Genomic DNA, 21,563 nt, shown 5'->3' with positions numbered 1-21,563 from the left:
TACACCACACGCAACGCGCAGACTTCATCGCAAACAGATAACAAAATGCAGGTCCTCCGGTTACCCGCAGGTTAACGGTCGTTGTCTTTGGCGCCTCGGTTCACCGTTGGAATCGAACCCGTCACTGCCTCGACAACATTATCGAGAGAGTCGTCCTGCTCGTTCCATGAATCAAGACCGACATCCGCAGTGGATTCTCCCCGGTAGAGACGCTCGAATAGGTTCATTGTCGAGTCAATATCGTGATCCTGGACCATCCGCAAACCATTGCGTCCCATCCGATCGCGTTCTTCTTGCGACATCTCCAAAACTCGTTCAAGTGCGAGTTGAAGGTCGGCGACATCCCCGGCGCGGAAGAGATACCCGTTCTCGCCGTGGTGGACGAGGTGCGGTAGCGCCATGGCGTTGGCTGCAACAACCGGAAGCCCAGACGCCATGGCTTCCATCGTTGCGATCGACTGCAGTTCGGCGATGGAGGCGATCGCAAACACGCTCGCGTCCGAGTAGATCTGCCGCAGTTCCTCATCGGTGACGTAGCCGTGGAAGGTGGTGTCCGCAGCCACGCCTAATTCACGACTGAGCTTCTCGAGGGCGTTTTTCTGGTCTCCCCCACCGACGATCTCCAGCTTTGCACCGAGCTTCGGGTTGAGTTTCGCGAACGCACGAATAAGTACGTCGATCTGCTTCTCACCGGTGATGCGGCCCACAAACACGATTCGCGGGGGCTTCTTCGCGCCAAACTTCGGGGAGTAGTCGCTTGCACGCAACCCACAGGAGATGGCGAGTACGCGATCGAGATTGCCATTGCGCTCAAGGAAATCCGCAGCCCGTCGAGTTGGCGTGGTGAGTGCTGCCGTTGCGTCAAAGGTTTTGTGCGCATCGGCCCACCAAATCTTGGAGCCAACCTTTTGCAGTGGCTGCGGCAGCAGCGTGTGCTCGAGGATGTTCTCGAGCATCAGGTGGTTCGTACCAATGATTCGGATGCCTCGTGGAGCGCCCTCGCGAACGGCAGCGCGGCCCAGCACGACGGCGGACTGGTAGTGAATGACATCGGGCTTCACCTCATCAAGTACGCGACGCATGTGCGTACGGGCCCGCCACGGTTTCACGTAGCGTAGCCAGTCGTGGGGCCACCAGCGGTCCGAGGGAAGCCGATGTACCTGAATTGATTGACCGTCGTATTGTTCCCGCCACGTCCCGTGACGTCGGGATGCGGCTGGAACCACGACATGCACGTCGTGGCCTCGCGCTGCCATCTCGGCCGCCAAGTTGACAGTGAACTTCGCCGCCCCGTTGACATTCGGCGGAAAGGTATCGCCCGCGATCAGGATCCGCATGGGACCGTCTTTTGAGTTTGATTGCGGTAGGTCAGGCAAAATCTCAGTTTCCTCGGTGTGGATCGTTGTCGGAGACGCTGACGCACTGCTCCGACGTTCGCATCAGCCTAATTGCCATCCCGCGAATTTGTCGTCATCACGCCCTGCGACTGAAGTATCGAGTTTGCCACGACCATTGTTGTGAAATCATTCGGGTTTTCCAGAAGACTCTTCTGGTGGCACCGTGAGTGCTCCCGTCGCAACCCCGAGCGCACGCCTCCGGGCCGCACGAATTTCGGCCTCCGACTGATTGATCTCCAGCAAAAAAACGCCGGCTACGGCGATCGCGCCAAACACGACGAAGAGCACATAGGTCAGCAGCGTTGCTCCCGCAACCTCACCGAGCACTGCGATTCCGATCGTGACTGCCACGATCGGATCAACCACCGTGAGCCCGGCAATCACCATCTCCGTGCTGCCGGATGCGTATGCGGTTTGCACGAAATAACCGCCGACCACCAGTGTCAAGAGCAAGCCAACCAGGCACAGCAGCACCAAACTGTCGAACCCTTCGGTGCGAAGTCGAGCGAGGATGACTTTGGCGAATGTCGCCACGAATCCGTAGAGTGCACCGCCGGCAACGATATAAAACAGATTCCGAAACTTTGTGTGACGAAGCGCGAGGAAGGCCGCACCGGTAAGCAGCACGTCCACCCCCGCGATAATGAGCACGGTAAACACTTCCCGCTCGGTGACGGGTGAATCGGTAGCGACGGTGGAGGCAACGGTCACAAACCCGGCGATTCCCACCACGCTCGTGAGCACGGCAATGATCTTTCCGCGTCGAAGTGGAATTTTTGTCTGCTTGGCTGCAATGAACGTGGTGACAATGAGCGACACCACACCCAGGGGCTGCACAACCACCAGTGGCGCAAAGAGTAATGCGCCGAGCTGCAGCAGTATTGCCACGCCGATAAGCAGCGTCCCAAACAACCAGCTTGGCCGGCGCAAGAGTTGCAGAAATTGCTGGATGCCCAAGCCGTCGGCACCTTTGGAGCCGCTTTGTTCATCCACTTTCGAAACCCCGCGGTGCTGGAGCATCGCGGAGAGCGACATCAGCACCGCACCGGCGATGGCAATAGGGATACCAATCATCTGAAAGGGCGTAAGGCCCGTCTCAAGTGGGGCGGCGAGAACAATAAGCGACTGGAAATCCACAAACCGGAGTCTACGAGCACAATCATTGGGTGCCCTGTCGGTACCCTTGCTCCATGACAATTCTGCCGATTCGAATCTATGGCGAAACCGTCCTGCACAAGCCCGCCGAACCCGTTGGTGAGATCACCGAGGACATCCGCACGCTTGTCGCCGACATGTACGAGACGATGGACCTCGCTCCGGGAGTCGGCTTGGCCGGACCTCAAGTCGGCGTGAACAAGCGCTTATTCACCTATTCCTGGGAAGACGAGAGCGGCGAGGTACTTCGCGGCGTTGCAATCGATCCGCAGTTATGGATCTCCCCGGCACCTCCCGAATCGCTCGAGGAACTGACTGAGGATGAGGAAGAGGGTTGCCTGTCGGTGCCTGGCGAGCGATTCCCGCTGCGTCGCGCCGAATACGCGCTCCTGCGTGCACGCGATCTTGACGGCAAGCCCTACACGCTTGAAGCCTCCGGGTGGTTCGCGCGCATCCTGCAGCACGAATATGACCATCTCGACGGAGTGATCTATGTTGACCGGCTCAAGCTGCCCCTGTGGAAGCAGGCCTTCAAGGTGATGCGCAAGCGTGGCTGGGTACAGCCGGGGCAGTCGTGGACACCGGGTATCGACAACCTCGAGGGATGACCGTCGCGCCGCTGATGGAACACACTCTTGTTGGAATCAGTCGCGCGCCGGATATGACCGGACCACTGTTTTGTGCGAATGTTGATGCGTGACCGAGCAGAGCCCACCGAACCTAACGACCGTACGCACCCTGAGTGCGCGCGGTCTTACTTGGCGCGGCAGCTACGAACACTTCGAGGACCTCGCCACTGAGGCGGAGCTGTGGATGCAGCAGGACTGGGATTCGGCGCGAACGATTCATGAGGAACGGCTTGCCGAAGAACTGGCACAGTACCCCTTGGCGGGAGATGACCTCGATGAAAGCCGTCGCTACTCGAATGAGTTGTACCGCGAAGACACCAAGAACTGGGCACGTCTGCGGTGGGAACTCGATGGCCCCGAGGCCAAAGTGCAAGTACAGGCGCGGGAGTCTAAAGACACTGAGCTTGGGCTCAGCGGTACTGCCGAAGAAGTGACCACGCTGCTGCGCGAATCGGCCGCATTGCCCATCAGCATCAACCTTCGCGGAAGACTCGACGCATCCAAGCGCATCCGCATCGAGTTTGATGAGAACACTGGCTGCTCGCTCGAGGTCACATCCTCAGACCGCGATTGGCGCAATCGCACCTTTAGCGCCCTTGAGAAGCGAATGCGCGTCTCGCAACCGGGATGGCGCTGGCTTTCCGGTCCAACTGGAATCGCGCTGCGGCTGATTGTGACGCTGGTACTACTCACGGTGCTTGTGCCAATAACGGCGAACTGGCTGCCGACATTCGTGCAAAGCACGATTGCGTATTACCTGGGCCTCGGCCTCATTATCGGCGCACTCGTGTTCTTCTTCTTTGAATGGTTGGCACCACGGTTTCTGATCACAGACCACGGTCGCGCGCGAGTGCGCGTCACGGTGGCGTCGATTTCCGCGGCGCTCATTATTGGATTCCTCGGTGGTCTCGTCGTCAGCTTCCTCCCGCTGTAACCACACGAGACCCCCGAAATCCCCCGACACCGGCTAGAGGTCAACGACCTCAAATTCGAGAAGCTCTGCCCCCGTGGCTACCGGCTTCTTATCCGAGGAGGCACCGTGGGCCGCAGCTGCTCCGTTCTCACGCCAATTCTCGAAATCTTCGCGAGTGGCCCAGGTGGTCACCACGAAATAGCGATCTTCACCGGCCGTGGGGCGAAGGAGCTGAAATCCCTCAAATCCCGGCGAGCTATCGACAGCGTGCTTGCGCGCTGCAAATCGAGATTCGAGTTCCTGACCCTGTCCTTCGGGAACCGAGATTGCGTTAATAACTACGACCGACATGCTGTCTTGCTCCTTTGGTGAGATTACGAATAGTCAAACAAACCACTCGTCTTGCTGATCGTATCGATTCAAAATTGGGCAGGGCTTAAAGGCCTGACCCGGCCGCAGACAATTCCTCTTCGGATTCACTATCGACGCGAAGAATTTGCATGGATGTTTACCTGCAGTTAATCGGATGTGTCATCGTTCGCAGTGCGCGAGTCGTTATTCATTTCATTCGCATTTGGAGATTCCGTTGAGCAAGTCTGAGGTCACGTATGAGTCGTGCACTGTGGCGTGAGCTGCTCGATAATCCCACCGTCGCGCTCGACCCTGAATCTGCAGGCATCACGATTATTTCCAGTGGGCAGGATGCCGCGCATCGATACGCGGTCCGCCGCTGGCTCGGCATCCGCACCGGTGAGCATCGAGACCAGTTGGCCGCAATCGCAGTGATTCTGGCAGAAGCCTTTGCCGATACACGCGCCCTCGAGTCAATGGCGGCGGCGCGCTCGGAACCCTATCCCGATGAAATCGGCCGGTTCGATGCCGCACTCGGACCGCAAAGTCCGGTCGCGGAAGTATTTGGCGAGCGGATTCTGGGAGGTCTGCGGCGGTATCTCGATGAAGAGGCGGACCTACCGTTTACCCTGCTCGCGGCGGCACACCGTTTTGAACTTGACGATCAGGGGGAACTCTATTTGCCGCTGCGGCGAGTCGCAATCGAGCGCACCGCGGGCAGCTCAAGTGCAACTCTTGGCGAGAGTTTCGCAGACCGAGCTTTGGAAACCGCAACCGTAGCGACGCCAAACCGCCCCGAGATTCAGCGAACGGTACTCGCGCAGTGGGGTGTTGACATTCCACTTGACGAGGCACCGATTGAGGAGTCTCGGCCCGGATTCGCGCCCACCCGCTGGATCGCCACTTGCAATCTCATCGCTCGAGTGCGCTCGGTGGGCGTTGCGAATCGACTTATTGAACTTGCTCGTTCCGATTCTTTTTGGGAAACACCAACCACGGATGCCGCCGCCTTCGTGCACGCACTCGAAGCGAGTGTGGGGAGGAATGCGCAAGCTGCGTTGCTTGCCATCACAAGAGCAGACGTATCGGTGTCTCGCACCGCACTGAGGGCACTGAGTGATCGTGAACAACGAGTGATTAATGAGACGCCCTCGGCACGTTCTCGGTTTGACGCGGTGACCGCGCTGCTGCGATCGATTGTGCCCGATACCGCCATCCCCGACGAGGATTCGGCCACGGCAATTATCGAGCGGATCGTCCACGATCGAGAAATGACTGATCGGCAAATCGTTGTCGAAGTACTCCGTCATACCGGTCGCGCGCAATCAACCTCGCTCATCGGGCAGTTTGAGCCGCCCTTCGTGGAGGTGATCGACGCAGTAGTCGCCCTCAGTGGCAATGCGAGTCGCTATGAAAGCGCCTTTGTCGATCCGGCCGAATCGCCCAATGAATGGACGCTCCGATATGTCTCCGACGGCAAGCCGGAGGTCCACACCGTCTACTCGGCTGCCAATCGCATCCCGGAAGCGAGTCTCAGTGACCTCCTCAGGACCATTGCGCACACAGATGCGCCGCGCAGCATCGTCCTGCTCGAGTGCGATGGCTTGGATGCGGTGATCGGACTGCTTGACTCTGCCGCTTGGGAGGAATTGGAAGCGGCGCTAGAACCATAGGTCGGCTAGCACGGTCTTCGAGAATGCCCACGCCACAGGACGCTGCCACTGGGCTAACCTTGCCCTTGGTCTTTTCACTCGGCTCCGGCGAAAGGCGCTCATGAATACGCTGCTGCGCACCCTCATCGACCTCATTCGCGGCGCGCTCATCGGTGTGGTTGAAATCATTCCGGGTGTGAGCGGTGGCACCGTCGCGCTCATCATCGGTGTGTACGAGCGGCTCATCGACTCGGCCAGTGAGTTTGTCCGCGGCGTAGTGCACCTGGTCATTGATCCGCCACGCGGTCGTGGGCTGAAAAAGTCGAAAGAGCACTTCCGTCAGGTTGCTTGGCCACTCCTGATCCCCCTCGGGGTTGGCATGATTGCCGGGCTCCTTGCCGCAGCTGCAACCATCGCACCGATCGTCGAAGCGTACCCCGTGCAATCGCGGGCATTTTTCGCCGGACTCATTGTGATCGCCCTGTGGGTGCCCGCGCGGATGGTTGGCGGCCGCTGGACCTGGCGCGAGTGGGCACTCGCGATCCCGAGCGCGGTGCTCGCATTCTGGTTCACCGGTCTGCCGGGCGGCACCATGTCCGACCCGAGTCTTGTGATTGTGATGCTCGCGGGTGCCGTGGCTGTCTGCGCGCTCGCGATCCCGGGCATGTCGGGTTCCTTCATCCTGCTGCTCTTTGGGCTCTACGAGCCAACGCTCGCCGCGGTGAATAATCGCGATTTTGCGTACCTCGGCACCTTTCTGTTGGGCATGGTGATCGGTTTCGCACTGTTTGTCCGCGGACTCCAGTGGCTCTTAAACCATCAGCGGCGAATCTCCCTCGCCATCATGACCGGATTGATGGTCGGATCGATTCGCGCGCTGTGGCCCTGGCAAACCGAGGACCGCGTGCTCGAAGCCCCCGGTGCCGATGTGGGGGTGACGATTCTCTGGTTCGTCATCGGTGCGGTGATCGTCACGGCCACGCTCCTGGTTGAATCCTGGCTCGTACGTCGCCGGATCGCGAACGGTGTGGATGTGTTCAGGGCTTAGATCGCGCTGCCACCGGTTGCGAGTTTCATCAGATCAGTGTTGAGATCAATGTCATCGCCGCTATTCGCACTGCCGTAGTCGTGCTGGTAGCTATCCCAGTTTGATTCGCGAAGCTGCCGCGAGAATCGCGATTTCATCAGCATCCACAATTCGCGGGATGCTCGCCGAATCCGGCGAGTGAGCGCAGGATCATTCCAGTCCTCGCTTGCTGCAAACAAGGACGTGGGCACCACGAGGGCACGCATATAGGCAAATATCGAGCGCATCTGGCCGTCAACGACGAGTGCGTGGCGAGGGGTACCCGCGGTGGCTTCAAGCACCACCGGAGTCCCGATCAGCACATCCCGTTCCAGCAGCTGGAAGAATCCGTCAAACAGTGCGGAGGAACCGGCCTTGAACACCGGGGTCGCGACAATCACGCCATCCGCCTTCGAGATCGTGTCATTCGCCTGCTCAATCCCGGGACCGCTCAATCCGCTCACGAGTCCGTTGCCGATCTCAGTTTGGAGATCACGTAACTCGATCACCGAGATTCGTAGTTCAGCTCCTTCATCCATCGCAGCTTGGGAGAGGCATTCGCGCGTCTTCTCGGCGAGCATGGCAGTCGATGACGGATTCGATGTTCCGGCATTGACCACCACGAGGTTGTACACGTGGTCGGTGGCAAATTCTGTGGGGTTGGTTTCAATCATTTCGAGTGAGCCATTCCTATTCAAGCTGGTGGTGGATGCGGCGGCAGCGGAGACTATTCGTCGCCACCCTGGAGGTCGATATAGGGCGAGCCGCCGGTGACGTTATCGCCTCGGTTCGCTGCCGGGCGCGGCTGACGAGGTGCGGCGTCACCGTACTTGGCCTTGACGAGCGAAGCGTGCGTTGGCGCATCCGCCGATTCGGTGTCGCGACGCGATGCGATTTCCTTGCGCACCACCGGGATGACCTCTGTGCCGAGAAGTTCAATCTGCTCAAGCACCATTTCCAGAGGCAGGCCGGCGTGGTCTTGCAAAAAGAGCTGCCGCTGATAATCACCGACGGATTCCTGGAACGTGAGAATCTTGTCAATCACTTCCTGCACGCTGCCGACGGCGAGCGGGGTGCCGGAAGAGAACTGTTCGAGGGTGGGGCCGTGACCGTAGACCGGTGCTTCGTTGAAGTATGGGCGGAACTCCTCGAACGCCGACTGCGTGGTCTTGCCAATGTGCACCTGACCGCCGAGTCCCACGATTGCCTGTTTCTTGGTGCCGTGACCGTAGTGTTCAAAGCGCTCGCGGTAGAAGTTTACGAGGCGAACCGCGTGGTCGGTCGGCCAGAAGATGTGGTTGTGGAAGAAGCCGTTGCCGTAATAGGCCGCCTGCTCGGCAATCTCAGGCGTGCGGATCGAACCGTGCCACACAAACGGTGGAACGTCATCGAGCGGGCGCGGTGTCGAAGTGAATCCTTGCAGCGCTGTGCGGAACTTCCCTTCCCAGTCAACAACGTCCTCGCGCCAGAGGCGGTGTAAGAGGTTGTAGCTCTCGAGTGCGAGCGGCAGACCCTGGCGAATGTCCTTACCGAACCAGGGGTACACGGGAGCGGTATTTCCGCGCCCGAGCATCAGGTCCATGCGGCCGCCGGAGACGTGCTGCAGCATCGCGTATTCTTCCGCGATGCGAACCGGGTCATTGGTCGTGATGAGCGTTGTCGAGGTGGTGAGGATAATTCGCTCGGTCTGGGCCGCAATCGCAGCCAGCAGGGTTGTGGGCGAAGAAGAGAAGAACGGCGGGTTGTGGTGTTCGCCGATGGCAAAGACATCAAGCCCGACCTCTTCGGTCTTCTTGGCGATCGCGATGGCGGCGCGGATGCGTTCTGCTTCGCTGGGTGTCTCACCGGTGATCGGGTTACGGGTTACGTCGCTGACCGACATGATTCCGAACTGCATGGCACGCTCCTTTTGGGATCTTTCTATGCGTTTACATAGAATTACAACGCCTGCAGTCGCACACTATTCCCGCTCCCCCAAGATTCTGTGAGCGTTCTTCAGCTTCTGCTCATTCCCTCGATAATCACCGCGCGCTCCCGTTCCACTGGGCGCGATGAGGAAGCTACCGACGCGGCGACGAAGATGGTGCCGACTTGGATGGCGCCGGCCACACACTCGGTGCCTCCGCCATCCTCGGTGGGAGACGGAACTGCTCGGCCCACTGTGCAATCTCCGGGTCAACCTCCCACGCCGTCCAGTCGTGCCCGGTCACTGCTTTGAGGTCTGTGGTCTTCAGCGCACCGGCGTCCTTTTGAATGAGCCGTCCGCGTACGACCCCGCGGGCGTAGATTTCACCGTTAACAACGAAACGCTGCTCAATATAGAACGCGCGCTCATCCGTACCGATCAGTCGGGACTCGAGCGTGAACGCCTGAAAAAGATTCAGCGACTTCCGATAACTCATCGTATTGGAGGCGACAACGGCGTGGATGCCGTGACTCGTCAAGGCCCGGCTCAGCCCGGTACGTTCCGTGAGATCCACGCGTCCCAGATCCATATAAGAGAGGTAGCGGCCATTGTTCATATGCATGAGCAGGTCGACATCGGTCGGTAAGACCCGATAGCGCATCCGCGAAACCGCGGTGAGGTCGAGCCGAGGTAGGCGTCGGCTTCGAACGAAGAGGGCAAGGATCCACTGAAACCACATATTCACTCGCCCGATTATGCTCCTTTGCGGGAATTCGGTCGATTCGGCTGTGGGAAACCCACAGAATCAGCATCGGCATCCTTCGCCGGTACGATTCGAGCATGGATGCGATGGGAACGACCTCGCTCGCTGGCGGAATCCGCATTGCTTGGGCGAATACTCAAGGAACTCCCCGGCGCCAGGTGTCTCGCGAGCTCTTGCGGTCACTGCTCGGTGAGAACTCGCGCGGTCATTCTCTGACCGCTCACGACCTGCCCGCGACGACGACGCCTGCGGCCACGTTCATCCAAGAGTGTCCGGTCTGCGGGGCGGAAGACCACGGTCCGCTGCGGGTGCTGGTACCCGATGCGGTCGCGCCGCTGGTCAGTGTGAGCTACGCAGGGCAGTTCGCGGTCGTCGCCTGCGCGCCGGCCCAGACCCGAGCCTTCGGAATCGATGCCGAGTTCAATACCGCGCGCACTCGCGCCGCGATCGCGGAATCACTCGCGAGCATCCCATTCGATCAATATTCAAGTACCGCGGCTGTCTACACTTGGACCCGGCTGGAAGCCATCGCCAAGGCGCGTGGCACCGGCCTTCGCGGAGAGTGGGAGCTGCCGGATCCATCCGGCTTCGAGTTCATTGATCACGTGCTCCCCACCACACCGGAAGCACTATTTCTGTCCGTCGCGATCCAGCGCTAGGGCGTAGCTGGTGCGATCAGCGGTGGCAGTGCGCGGTCGTAGAGCCATTTCTTCCAGACGTCGTCCTGACCGGTGATGCCACCGACCTCCTCAACGAGGGCAATGAAGTCCTCGCTGGTAACGAGCTGGTGCTTATATTCGACCGCCCAGCGGCGCATCAGGACTCGGAAAGACTCATTCCCGAGCATCCGGCGTAGCGTTTCAAGCAGCAGCGCGCCGCGCTTATAGACCCGATCATCGAAGAGGTCGTGTTCGCCCGGGTCGATGAGCAGGAGGTCTTTCGATTTGCGCGCGAGCTCGGCGTAGTGCTGGTTCGCACATACTTCGATGCTTGGGCCACCGGAAGCCTCCGACCAGACCCACTCCGCGAAGCACGCGAACCCTTCATTGAGCCAGATATCTGACCAGCGACGAATATCTACGCTGTTACCAAACCACTGGTGCGCGAGCTCGTGTGCGAGCAGGCGCTGTTCTTTAGGCGCGCAGTGGTTGATACCAAACGTCGCCATCCCCTGCGCCTCAAGTGGGATCTCAAGTTCTTCCGCGGTAACCACGGTCGTGAGATCCTCTTGCGGATACTCACCAAACCAATCCTCAAACACATCCTTCATCCGGGGAATCGGAGCAAATGCAGTTCTCACCCGTGGCCATTGCGAAGCGGGGGTCAGGATGCGGCCGTCCCCAAGCGAATACTCGCGATACTCCCCCACATGCAGGGCCACCAGATAGGTTGCGGTCGGGACGGAACTACTGAAGGTCCACGTGCGCTTACCGCCTCGGGAGGTGACCGGTCCCTGTGCACCGGTCATCGCCACAAAAAACTCTCGATCACAGGTAAACAGGGCTTCGTACGTCGCCCGGTCATCGACTCGGTCGTTGCAGGGGAACCACGTCGGGGCACCGGTGGGTTGCGAGGCTACGAGTGCCCCGGTGTCGAGCTCTTCCCAACCAATTTTCCCCCACTTCGAGCGAGTGGGAGCGGGCCTGCCCGCATACTCAATGGCGAGGTCGAGTTCTTCGCCGACCAGCAATATCCGATCGAATTTGATCTGGAGGTGTCGCCGACTGTGGGTCACCTGCCGATGCAGCCATCCGTCTACCCGCACCTTTGATGCCTTGAGCCCGATCAAATCCACCCGCAGCGACTTGGTGTCCTCGAGTACGCGGATGCGTAGGGTCGCGGTTCCTTCGAGTCGGTTTGTGCGCGGGGTGTAGTCAAGCTCGAGTCGATATTGGGCGACGGCGTAACGAGTGTCCCCCGACTCGGTCATATAGGCGTTCGGACGTGTGTCAAGGATCGGGAGTTTAAACGTCATCGGGGTATTTCAGCGTGCTCGCTCAATTAGTGGGTGGATTGGTATGGACGCACTTTAACAGCGCGCCAGGGACCGATGGGGTTGCCGCTCCAGCGCGACCCGACGGGTACTGCTTCACCGCGCATCACGAGCGAAGCCGGTCCTACCGTGGCGTGGGCGCCAATCGTAGCTGCGGGAAGAATAACACTGTGCGGTCCGAGTGTTGCGCCCGCTCCGAGTTCGACGGTGTCGATGCTCATGATCCGGTCGTGGAAGAGGTGGGTCTGCACAACGCAACCACGGTTTACGGTGGCACCGTCACCGAGGGTGACGAGGTCAGGCTCCGGTAGCCAGTAGGTATCGCACCACACGCCGTGGCCAATCTTCGCGCCGAGGGAACGCAACCATACCGCCATCGCGGGAGTGCCAATTGCGGACCGGGCGAACCACGGGGCAGCGAGCATTTCGGTGAAGCAGTCACTCACTTCGGTGCGCCACACAAAGCTAGACCACAGCGGGTGCTCCCCCGGGCGAATTGGCCCAACGATGAGCCACTTGGCAATCGTCGTGATCGCAGCGGCTACCGCTCCGGCGACCAGCATGACCACGCCGGAAAGGAGCAGGGTCGCGAGCGGGCCGAGCAGGGGCCAGAGCCAAGCAAAGGTCAGCAGGATGCTCAGGCCCAGTCCGCAGGTAACAAACACCGGCACGATCCGACACAGTTCCCAAATAGTGCGGGCAACCCGGAGTTTTGCGCCTGGACTGTAAGTCCGTTCGTCTTCCACTTCCTGGCTCGCGCGCCGCATGCGTGCCGCTGGTGAGCCAATCCAAGACGAGCCCGCCTTGGCTTTAGTGGGAGCGACCGACAGTACTGCCACGAGAGAGTTTTTCGGCACCTTGTGCCCGGGACCCGCCATACCCGAGTTGCCAACGAACGCGCGCTTACCAATACGTACCTGGCCGATGCGCAGCCAGCCTCGGTGGAGCTCGTATGAGGCGATCATCGTGTCATCGGCGAGGAATGCACCGTCACCGATGCGCGCCATCTTGGGGAGCAATAGCACCGTGGAGGCCTCCACGTTCTTGCCCACCTTTGCACCCAGGAGCCGCAACCAGGCGGAGGTGAACAGACTGGAGTAGATCGGGAAGAGGAAGTTTCGCGCGGCATCGAGGAGGCGTTCAGTGGTCCAGGCTTGCCAACCGATTCGGCTGTGGACCGGGAAGACGCCTTCGTGCATGCCGATTGAACACAGGCGAACGAGCACTACCACGGCGCCGGCGTACACGAGGCCGGCGATCAGGACACCGGGGATCAGCCATGCAAATGCCGCTCCGGCAGCTTGGCCGAGGGTGTCGGAACCGTGCACACCGCGGATCACCGGAAGTGCGCCAGCCGTGAGTGCAATAAAGGGCAAGAGAGCGAGGCCCACGGAGGACAGCCCGTAGGCAAATTTCCAGAACGCTCCTTGTTTTGGCAGCTCTGCGGGCCAGCCATCGAGTGCCTTGCGGCGCTTCGAATCCTTTGCGCCGCCAATGCGAACGGCGGGTGATCCTGCCCAAAGCTGGTCGTGTTTTGCTCGCCCAAAGAGTGAGGATCCCGGTGCAATCTCCGCACCATCATCGATCCGCGTACCAGGAGCGAGGGTGGAGCGTGCACCCACTGTGACGTTCTCACCGATCTGGACGCCACCCAGTCGGAGTACGTCTCCGTCGATCCAATAGCCGGTGAGATCCACTTCCGGTTCGATCGCCGAGCCCTGCCCGACCTCGAGCATCCCGGTAATCGGTGGCAGCGTGTGCATGCTGACGTTGCGGGCGATCTTGGCGCCGAGGGCCCGCGCATAGACCGTGACCCACGGCGCTCCGGCCAGGCCCACGGCGTCAATTTGGGTGGCAAACTGCTCCGCTAGCCAGAGTCGCATGTGCACGGCACCGCCGCGGGGATAGTCACCCGGTTTCACGCCAGCCAGGAGCAGTCGCGCCGCAATCACCGCAATACTCATCCGACCAAACGGCGTCGACACCACGAGCAATGCGATCACAAGCACCCACCAGGGCACCGCGGGAAGCACGGCAAAGGCTTCCCCATCGATGGCGCGCAGAATCGTACCTGCGGTGAGGAGGTAGAGCAGCCAACGAACTCCGCTGGCAATAAACAGGGGAATGCCGGCAAGGGTTTGTGCCCACTGCGTACGACGCGGCGTGGGTTGTGGTTGGTGGTAGCTGTCAGGGTCTGCTTGCGCGCCTGTAGCCGCCACTGCCTTTGCCATCGCGGCGAGTCGAGGGACATCGTAGATGTCGGCGACGGTGAATTCCGGCACTCGCGTACGGATGCGTGACACCAGCTGGGCAGCGGCGAGCGATCCTCCGCCGAGGTCAAAGAAGTCGGCGCGGGTTGAGGGCACCGGCACACCGAGCACGGATTGCCATTGCTCGGCGAGCCAACGCTCAGCATCGGTGAGCTCCGGGTCGTTTTCGATCCCTTCACCAGCTCCCGCCCCGGGGATCGGCCACGGCAGGGCAGCTCGATCGACCTTGCCCGACGTACGGATAGGGAGTTCATCCACCACGGCAAGCAGGGGCATCACGCCTGCTGCGAGGCGTGATGCGAGATATTCGCGGGCGTGCGTGCGGTCGAGTTCCCCATCATTGCCCTCGACAACGAGGTAGCCAACGAGTACCGAAACTCCTGCTTCAGTCTTCCGTACCGCGGAGGCCGCTGCCGTCACACCTGGCAGGTCCTGCAGGGCATTCTCCACCTCACCGAGCTCAATGCGTCGACCGCCGACCTTGACCTGGTCATCGGCGCGACCGAGGAACATCAGTCCCGACTCTTCAAATCGAACGAGGTCGCCCGAACGGTAGGCGCGTTCCCAACCGAGTGACGGCATGGGTGCGTACTTTTCGGCGTCTTTGGCGGGGTCAAGATAGTGTGCCAGCCCCACGCCACCAATAATGAGTTCGCCCTGTTCGCCCGGAGCAACACGATTGCCTTCCGGGTCAACCACCGCGAGATCCCAACCATCCAGTGGCAGGCCGATACTCACCGGGTTCACGCCGTCAAGGATGCAGGCGCAAGAGACCACGGTGGCCTCGGTGGGTCCGTAGGTGTTCCAGATCTCACGGTCTTCGTCGACGAGTCTCGCCACCAGCTCCGGCGGGCATGCCTCGCCGCCCACAATGAGCAAGCGAACATTCTCGATTGTCTCGGCGGGCCACATGGCTGCGAGCGTCGGCACGGTAGAGACCACTGAGATGCTCTGACGGACGAGCCATTGCGCGAGATCTTCGCCGGAGCGGACCAGGGCTCGCGGTGCAGAAACGAGGCAGGCTCCGTGCCGCCAGGCAAGCCACATTTCTTCACAGGATGCATCAAATGCGACAGATAGCCCGGCGAGTACGCGATCGCCCGGACCGAGCGGATCCTTCTGCAGGAACATGTTTGCTTCGGCATCCACGAATGCTGCCGCCGAACGGTGCGTTACCGCAACACCCTTCGGCACACCGGTCGAGCCCGAAGTGAAGATGATCCACGCGTCGTCTTCCAGCTGCGGATAGTCCTCCCCCTCGGCCGGCTGCGCGGGATCGACCTGCGCAGCTTCAGCGCCGTCGTCCGATTCGGCGCTACTGGCTGATTCAGCGTCAACGCTCGTCGCGATTGCCTCGTCTGTGTCCCGCAAGCTGGGCTGAAAGCCGTCATTGGTGATGATCCCCGCGACCTTGGCTTCGCCGAAGACGAGTTCGGCGCGCTCTTCCGTATCGTCCGCATCCACTGGGACGTACGCGGCCCGGGCTCGCATGATGGCGAGAATCGCGATGTACAGCGATTGTGAACCAGAGTCCACGCGGACTCCGACGCGGTCTCCGGCACGCACGCCTTGGGCTCGAAGCACCGCGGCCGTCGCATCAACCTCGTCAATCAATTGTGCGTAGCTCAGCGCTGCTGAGCCATCGTCGATTGCTGAGGCTTCAGGATGCTCAGCTGCGGTCGACAGCAGAATGTCAATGAGCGTGCGTGGTTGAGGAGCCCAAGCACCACGACTGAGGACAGTCTGGGAGCGATCTATATCGGGAATCGCTGGCTCAGCCTCTGGATTTGTATCCAATTGCTCCATACTCCTTGTTCGACGTCGATAGACGCAATGCAAATGTCGTCATTCTTCCACCAGGAAGTGACGCACCGGTGACGCCCGCGCTGCAGATGGCGCAGTTAAGAAAAATCCGGGGTCTGCCTTCGCAGACCCCGGATTCTTATGGAGCTCCCCGAGTTGGATTCGAACCAACAACCTGCCGGTTAACAGCCGGCTGCTCTGCCATTGAGCTATCGGGGATGACAACTCGAATACTCTAACACCAGTTCTCAGCAGAAGTGAAATCGGGTGCCGGTGCCCGTGTCGTCGGTGGTCTTTCCGCGGTTAGTAGCCGATCTTTGGGTCGGCAATACCCACGAATTCGCCCGTCTCCAGGAAAGCTCGGACGTTGTCGCGGATGCGGCCAGCAATGAGCGGACGAACCATATCGGGAGTGTCTGCCGCATGCGGTGTGATGATGCAGCGCTCGTGCGAGTAGAGCGGGTGACCGGCGGGCAGGGGTTCGGGATCGGTGACGTCGAGCCCCGCCCCGTAGATTGCACCGTTGTCGAGTGCCTGCACCAGTGCATCGGTATCCACGAGCGGCCCGCGCGCAATATTCACCAGTACCGCGTTCGGTTTCATGGCGGCGAGTCGATTCGCGTTGATGAGTGAGCGAGTTTCTTCGGTAGCCGCGGCGGCGAGCATCACCACGTCCGCGTCGGCCAGGACTTCGTCAAACTGCTCGAAGGTCACGGTGCGGTCAGCACTCGCCACCTCGGTGGCACGACGGCGCACGATCGTGCTGCGCACGCCAAAGGGTCGCAGCAACCGCAAGTACTCCAGCGCAATACCGCCCGCACCGACGATCACCACATTGGCGCCGTAAAGGGAACGACCAGTCTTCTCTCCCCATTCCGTGGCGCGGAGTCGGACGCCGAGATCACGTTGCAGTGCGAGCGTAAGCATGAGTGCGTGCTCGGCAACGGGTTGCGCATAGGCGCCCTTCGCTGAGGTGAAGAGCACGCCCTGTTCCGCGAAGCCGGTGATTGCCTTGGCGAAGTTATCAATACCGGCGAACGGCAACTGCACCCAGCCGATGTCAGGATGCGCCTCCAGCGTCTGCACGAGCGTTTCCACATCCCTTGGCGAGGTGTAGATCAAGCCCCGCGTAGCATCCGAAAGCGCTGCTACTTCTCCCCCGGCTTCACGCACGGCAGCCGCGGCCGAACCGGCGCCATCATTGTCCGGGAGCACCGAAATCGGTCCAACCTCTGGACGCTGGTCCTCGGCCAACGCTTCCGGCTGCTCTGCCAGAACTTCACTGTGGTTAAACTCCGTCATTTCTCCTCGTCCTCTTCTTCGTGCGCAGACGCGCTCTTTGGCTTGTCACTGCGTGGCTTGTCTTGGTCATCCGATTCATCCGCAGATGTCTCGCTAAAGCGCGCGAACTCCGGTCGACTCTCCAAGAGCGTCCGGCGATCATTCTCTTCCGCTTCGCGCCGAGCCTCTTCAGCGTGCTCATCTTCGTCAGGGAAGAGGCCGCTCACGACGCGATTCACCGCTGCATCCATGTCTTCGGGCATCGTTCCTGCGACCGGTGTGCGAGCAAATTCGCGTGCCTCGCGCATCCGCACCAAATATGGGTCGGTTGCGTTGTCGAGGACCTGATCAATATCACCCTGCGCAATGACGACGCCGCGATGGCAGACGAGCACGCGGTTCGTGAGTCGTTCCACGGTGGCGAGTTCATTGCTGATCACAATGATGCTCATCGAACGCACTCGGTTGAGTCGTTCGAGCAAGGACATGATCGCGGGCTGCGCGAAAATATCCACACCCTGAGTCGGTTCGTCCACGATCAGAATTGTCGGTTCCACGATGAGGGCCTGCGCAAATGCGACGCGCTGTCGTTGACCTCGACTGAGTTCGAAAGGGAACCGATTGAGCATCCCGAGTTCGAGATCCACGGCATCGATGAGCATTGCTGCCGCGCGACCCAGTGCGCGACGATCGAAGTCGCGATCACGCCGCAGTACCGGGTCGGCAATGTTCTCGGCAACGGTGAGGTCATTGCGCAGTCGGTCACCGGAGTCCGGGGCGAGATAGCCGACTTCCAGGGTGAGCCGTCGACGATCCGCGCGCGTCGGTTCACGCAGGTTGATGCCGGCAATTTCGGCCTCACCGCCGGAGATCCACGGATCCCCCGGTTCCGCATCGGAGAGCATCGAACGCCCGGAGAGCACTCGCCCTAGCGCGGTTTTACCGCTTCCCGATGCGCCAACCACGCCGAGGATGCCGCCGCGCGGCACCGTGACGTTGACGCCCGAGAGCACGCGACGATCGGCCGAGCCGAGCTGTGGCCCGAAAGACATCGATAGGTCGAAGGTGCGCAACACTGGCCCGGAATCCTTCGCCTCCGCACGCTCGGTCAAGGCGGTTTGTTCCTCGTCGATAGAACTCACACTCATGCGCTCGAGCCTAGCCGCCAGCGGCCAACAACCTGCCGGTTAACAGCCGAAGGAAGTACATAGAGCAATCTATTGTTCGAGGCTTTCGCGCATATCCCGCTTGCGTCGTTCCACATCAACGAGCCGTTCGCTCAATTCGCGGTGGCGCAGCGGATCGGTTTCGATATCGGTGCGCCGCAGTTCGCCGAGCAGTTCCGCTTTGCGATGCAAGAGATCCCGCTCCACCAGTGCCGCCGTCACCGAGCGGACGTACGCCGCCACCTGCTCGGGTCCGGGTCCTGCCGGCATGGGCGCCATCGACAGATCGTTTACGAGTGGTACGAAGGAACTCGGCACTTCCTCATGGACGCGCGGTAGCCACTGCGGAGTGCCAAGATCTCCCTGTGTGGTCACGATTGCGTCGCGAACGATCGCGAGCGAGGCGTCCGAGAAATTCGCATCAAGCACATTATTGAGTTGCGCATCCGAGAGCATCTTCGGGTACTGCAGTACCGCGGTCAGCGAATCTCGCTCGAGCCGCGTAACCGGATCATCGGGCAGGTCCCGCATCCGCACGGTCGGGATCGCATAGTTCGGTGCGCCCGCTTCTTCCGGCGGGTACTCCGCGGCCTGACGAAGCTGTCGTTCCGCGCTGGCCACCGCATACTTCACCTGCTCGAGATCCATACCCAGCCAGCCCGCGAGCTGCCGCTCGTATTCGGGACGCAGCGCTCGATCACGAATGCCCACAATGATTGGCGCTGCTTCCCGGAGCGCCGCGACACGACCCTCCGCAGTCCGCAAATTGTGCGCCCGCAGTTGTTCGCGAATCACGAATTCGTACATGGGTTGTGGATGCTCAACCATGCTCCGCACAGCCTGATCGCCGCGGTGGAGCCGCAGATCGCAGGGGTCGTAGCCATCGGGAGCGACCGCGACAAAGGTCTGCGCAACGAAACGGTTCTCCTCGGCAAACGCTCGCATGGCCGCTTTTCGTCCCGCCTCATCGGGGTCGAAATTGAAGATCACCCGGCCGCGATGGGACTCATCGTCCATGATCCGACGCAGCACCTTGATGTGTTCCACGCCAAAGGAGGTTCCACAGGTGGCTACCGCAGTGGTCACTCCCGCGAGGTGCGCTGCCATCACATCGGTATAGCCCTCGACCACGACTACCTCGTGATTCCGACCAATGTCCTTTTTTGCCAGATCGAGACCGTAGAGCACTCGAGACTTGTGGTAGATCTCGGTCTCCGGAGTGTTCAGGTACTTCGGGCCCTTGTCATCGTCGCGCAGTCGTCGCGCACCGAACCCGACCGTCTGTCCGGAAGTATCCCGAATCGGCCAGACGAGGCGGCCGCGAAACCGGTCATAACTTGAGCCGCGCTCATTCGTGGAGACGAGCCCCGCATCCTGCATTTCCTGTAGCGAAAAGCCGCGGCCGCGCAGGTGCTTGGTCAGTGCATCCCAGGATTGCGGTGCGTAGCCAATGCCGAATCGTGAAGCGGCGGCCGGGTCGAAACCGCGACTGCCGAGGAAGTCGCGACCGGGCTGCGCGGCAGCGGTCGCGAGCTGGCCTTGAAAGAACTGTTCGGCCTCCGCTGTGGCCTGCAGCAGCCGCACCCGCTTCGAGTGGTCGGGAGCTTCTCCCCCGTCCTCGTAGGTGAGCTGATATCCGAGCGCGCCAGCAAGCCGCTCGACCGCCTCAACAAAGGTGACGTGGTCCATTTTCTGCAGGAACGTGAACACGTCACCGGATTCGCCACACCCGAAACAGTGATAGAAACCGAGCTGCGGCCGCACGTGAAAGGACGGCGTGCGCTCGTCGTGGAAGGGGCACAGTCCCTTCTTCGAACCGACGCCGGCGGACTTCAGCGTGACATACTCGCCAACGATGTCTTCGATATTGGTGCGGGCACGAATCTCATCAATATCTGATCTCCGAATGCGCGCCATAGGGGGCATCCTACGCGGTTAGGGCCGCCGTTGTGCGCCGATGACGCGGCTGTGGAGAGCGAGTGCCGACTGGTCGGTGAGCGAGGCAACTTGATCAACAATCACGCGGCGACGGGCCCGATCATCGGTGGCTTCACGAAAGAGCGCGGTGAAGCCAGCGTCGAGAAATTCCTCTCCGGAGGCCCAGAGGGCGTCGAGCAGTTCCGTGAGCAGTTCACGCTGTCGGGCATAGACCGGCTGCCGCATCGGCAGAGACATCACGAACCCAGATACGGTGCCTTTGAGCAGCGCAATCTCGGCTTCGGTATCGCGCGGAATGATGACGTCCGCCGCAAACCGTGTCAGGCGCGCCGCCTCACCGTAGTGCTCGAGGGTGGCGTGCGTGGCGCTTTGCGCGAACCTGCCGATGAGTTGCGAAGTGAGATTCTTCAGACTTGCCTGGGTGCGCATTGTGCCGTCGTATTCGTGCACCCAGTACGGGGTCGCGATCAGCCGGTCGAGGGCCTGCTCCATTTCTTCCTGCGTGAATTCGCCCTTGGACCAATCGACGGCGTTATAGAGAATAGCCTCGCGGTTCTCGGCCCACTCGAGTTCTTCAAGGGGAATGTATCCCTCGACCACCGCATCCTCGAGATCGTGCACTGAGTACGCGATGTCATCGGCGAGGTCCATGACCTGCGCTTCGATGCATTTTCGGCCCTCGGGCGCATCTTGCCGCAGCCATTCGAATACTGCGCGATCATCCTCGTAGACCCCGAACTTTCCCGTACCCATGGCTTGCGCTGCCTCGTAGTCCCAGGGGTATTTGCAGGATGCGTCGAGGCAGGCCCGGGTGAGATTCAGTCCGTAGGTGCGGCCGTCCTCGCCGATCACTTTCGGTTCCAGTCTCGAAATGAGCCGCAGTGTTTGGGCATTGCCCTCAAAGCCGCCGATATCCTGCGCCCATTCCGCAATCGACCGCTCACCATTGTGACCGAAGGGTGGATGCCCGATGTCGTGCGCAAGACAGGCGGTATCGACAACATCTGGGTCGAGGGCGAGCACTCCGGCAAGTTCGCGGCCCACTTGCGCGACTTCAAGCGAATGCGTGAGTCGGTTTCGGGCAAAGTCAATGCCCTGGGTAGGTGACAGCACCTGGGTCTTTTGGGCAAGGCGACGCAGGCCGGATGAGTGCAGCAGCCGAGCGCGATCGCGCGCGAACTCGGAGCGGTTGCGATTCTCGTGGTGTTCCGGCAGGAACCGATCGCCATCGGACGGGTGATACCCGGGTGCCGGGACTTCGGCATTCGCTAGCGTCACGC

Annotated in this window: 17 protein-coding genes and 1 tRNA gene; 5 read left to right on the top strand and 13 right to left on the bottom strand. The window is 60.8% G+C overall.

Annotated features, from left to right (window positions below):
* Positions 1 to 71: 71 nt before the first annotated feature.
* Both ACTHXA_RS01500 and ACTHXA_RS01495 read right to left on the bottom strand, forming a co-directional pair.
* Entirely contained in the window at positions 72 to 1,337 is a 1,266-nt protein-coding gene (locus tag ACTHXA_RS01500; RefSeq protein WP_441668612.1) for a glycosyltransferase, read from the bottom strand.
* A 186-nt stretch (positions 1,338 to 1,523) separates the two neighbouring features.
* Entirely contained in the window at positions 1,524 to 2,534 is a 1,011-nt protein-coding gene (locus tag ACTHXA_RS01495) for a DMT family transporter (protein ID WP_441668610.1), read from the bottom strand.
* A 53-nt stretch (positions 2,535 to 2,587) separates the two neighbouring features.
* Here ACTHXA_RS01495 and def point away from each other — a divergent pair, with 53 nt between their 5' ends.
* Entirely contained in the window at positions 2,588 to 3,160 is a 573-nt protein-coding gene (gene def / locus ACTHXA_RS01490; protein ID WP_441668608.1) for a peptide deformylase, read from the top strand.
* An 88-nt stretch (positions 3,161 to 3,248) separates the two neighbouring features.
* Positions 3,249 to 4,115: a hypothetical protein gene (locus ACTHXA_RS01485; RefSeq protein WP_441668606.1), complete on the top strand. Its 867-nt coding sequence runs from the start codon at positions 3,249 to 3,251 to the stop codon at positions 4,113 to 4,115.
* A gap of 33 nt (positions 4,116 to 4,148) precedes the next feature.
* On the opposite strand, the gene ACTHXA_RS01480 is transcribed toward ACTHXA_RS01485, so the two are convergent.
* Positions 4,149 to 4,445, bottom strand: coding sequence for an antibiotic biosynthesis monooxygenase family protein (locus ACTHXA_RS01480; protein ID WP_441668604.1), 297 nt, complete (start codon positions 4,443 to 4,445; stop codon positions 4,149 to 4,151).
* Between the two features lie 257 nt (positions 4,446 to 4,702).
* Here ACTHXA_RS01480 and ACTHXA_RS01475 point away from each other — a divergent pair, with 257 nt between their 5' ends.
* Together ACTHXA_RS01475 and ACTHXA_RS01470 are read left to right on the top strand one after the other, a co-directional pair.
* Positions 4,703 to 6,118 carry a hypothetical protein gene (locus ACTHXA_RS01475; RefSeq protein ID WP_441668602.1) on the top strand — a complete coding sequence of 472 codons (1,416 nt, stop codon included), beginning with the start codon at positions 4,703 to 4,705 and terminating at the stop codon, positions 6,116 to 6,118.
* A gap of 100 nt (positions 6,119 to 6,218) precedes the next feature.
* Positions 6,219 to 7,145: a DUF368 domain-containing protein gene (locus ACTHXA_RS01470; RefSeq protein WP_441668600.1), complete on the top strand. Its 927-nt coding sequence runs from the start codon at positions 6,219 to 6,221 to the stop codon at positions 7,143 to 7,145.
* On the opposite strand, the gene ACTHXA_RS01465 is transcribed toward ACTHXA_RS01470, so the two are convergent.
* From ACTHXA_RS01465 to ACTHXA_RS01455, 3 genes are all read right to left on the bottom strand, one after another.
* The gene (locus tag ACTHXA_RS01465; protein WP_441668598.1) at positions 7,142 to 7,837 is read right to left on the bottom strand and encodes a CE1759 family FMN reductase; all 696 of its coding nucleotides are present in this window, start codon (positions 7,835 to 7,837) and stop codon (positions 7,142 to 7,144) included. The genes ACTHXA_RS01470 and ACTHXA_RS01465 overlap by 4 nt on opposite strands.
* Positions 7,838 to 7,890: 53 nt before the next feature.
* Complete coding sequence (locus tag ACTHXA_RS01460; protein WP_441668596.1) at positions 7,891 to 9,060, bottom strand: CE1758 family FMN-dependent luciferase-like monooxygenase; 1,170 nt, start codon at positions 9,058 to 9,060, stop codon at positions 7,891 to 7,893.
* 163 nt (positions 9,061 to 9,223) lie between these two features.
* Positions 9,224 to 9,808: an acyl-CoA thioesterase gene (locus tag ACTHXA_RS01455; RefSeq protein WP_441668658.1), complete on the bottom strand. Its 585-nt coding sequence runs from the start codon at positions 9,806 to 9,808 to the stop codon at positions 9,224 to 9,226.
* A 101-nt stretch (positions 9,809 to 9,909) separates the two neighbouring features.
* On the opposite strand from ACTHXA_RS01455, the gene ACTHXA_RS01450 reads away from it, so the two are divergent.
* Positions 9,910 to 10,491 carry a hypothetical protein gene (locus ACTHXA_RS01450; RefSeq protein WP_441668594.1) on the top strand — a complete coding sequence of 194 codons (582 nt, stop codon included), beginning with the start codon at positions 9,910 to 9,912 and terminating at the stop codon, positions 10,489 to 10,491.
* Here the strand turns inward: ACTHXA_RS01450 and ACTHXA_RS01445 are convergent.
* The 7 genes from ACTHXA_RS01445 to ACTHXA_RS01415 all read right to left on the bottom strand — a co-directional run bounded on the left by ACTHXA_RS01445 (position 10,488) and on the right by ACTHXA_RS01415 (position 21,561).
* Entirely contained in the window at positions 10,488 to 11,807 is a 1,320-nt protein-coding gene (locus tag ACTHXA_RS01445) for a M1 family metallopeptidase (protein WP_441668592.1), read from the bottom strand. The genes ACTHXA_RS01450 and ACTHXA_RS01445 overlap by 4 nt on opposite strands.
* A 26-nt stretch (positions 11,808 to 11,833) precedes the next feature.
* The gene (locus tag ACTHXA_RS01440) at positions 11,834 to 15,901 is read right to left on the bottom strand and encodes a Pls/PosA family non-ribosomal peptide synthetase (protein ID WP_441668590.1); all 4,068 of its coding nucleotides are present in this window, start codon (positions 15,899 to 15,901) and stop codon (positions 11,834 to 11,836) included.
* Between the two features lie 144 nt (positions 15,902 to 16,045).
* A tRNA-Asn gene (locus ACTHXA_RS01435) sits at positions 16,046 to 16,117 on the bottom strand.
* Positions 16,118 to 16,201: 84 nt separating this feature from the next.
* Positions 16,202 to 17,200 (bottom strand): D-isomer specific 2-hydroxyacid dehydrogenase family protein, encoded by a 999-nt coding sequence (locus tag ACTHXA_RS01430; RefSeq protein ID WP_441668588.1) that lies wholly within the window; start codon positions 17,198 to 17,200, stop codon positions 16,202 to 16,204.
* Positions 17,197 to 18,327: an ATP-binding cassette domain-containing protein gene (locus tag ACTHXA_RS01425; RefSeq protein WP_441668586.1), complete on the bottom strand. Its 1,131-nt coding sequence runs from the start codon at positions 18,325 to 18,327 to the stop codon at positions 17,197 to 17,199. Before ACTHXA_RS01425 ends, ACTHXA_RS01430 begins: the two co-directional genes overlap by 4 nt.
* A 69-nt stretch (positions 18,328 to 18,396) precedes the next feature.
* Positions 18,397 to 20,262 (bottom strand): DNA primase, encoded by a 1,866-nt coding sequence (gene dnaG / locus ACTHXA_RS01420; protein WP_441668584.1) that lies wholly within the window; start codon positions 20,260 to 20,262, stop codon positions 18,397 to 18,399.
* A gap of 18 nt (positions 20,263 to 20,280) precedes the next feature.
* A complete protein-coding gene (locus tag ACTHXA_RS01415) occupies positions 20,281 to 21,561 on the bottom strand; it encodes a deoxyguanosinetriphosphate triphosphohydrolase (RefSeq protein ID WP_441668582.1) in 1,281 nt (426 codons plus the stop codon).
* Positions 21,562 to 21,563 lie beyond the last annotated feature (2 nt).

Origin of the sequence: Gulosibacter sp., from assembly GCF_052090685.1 — a bacterium.
GTDB lineage: Bacteria > Actinomycetota > Actinomycetes > Actinomycetales > Microbacteriaceae > Gulosibacter.
The sequence above is the reverse complement of the archived record's forward strand: the minus strand, read 5'-3'. Positions and strand labels throughout refer to the sequence as shown.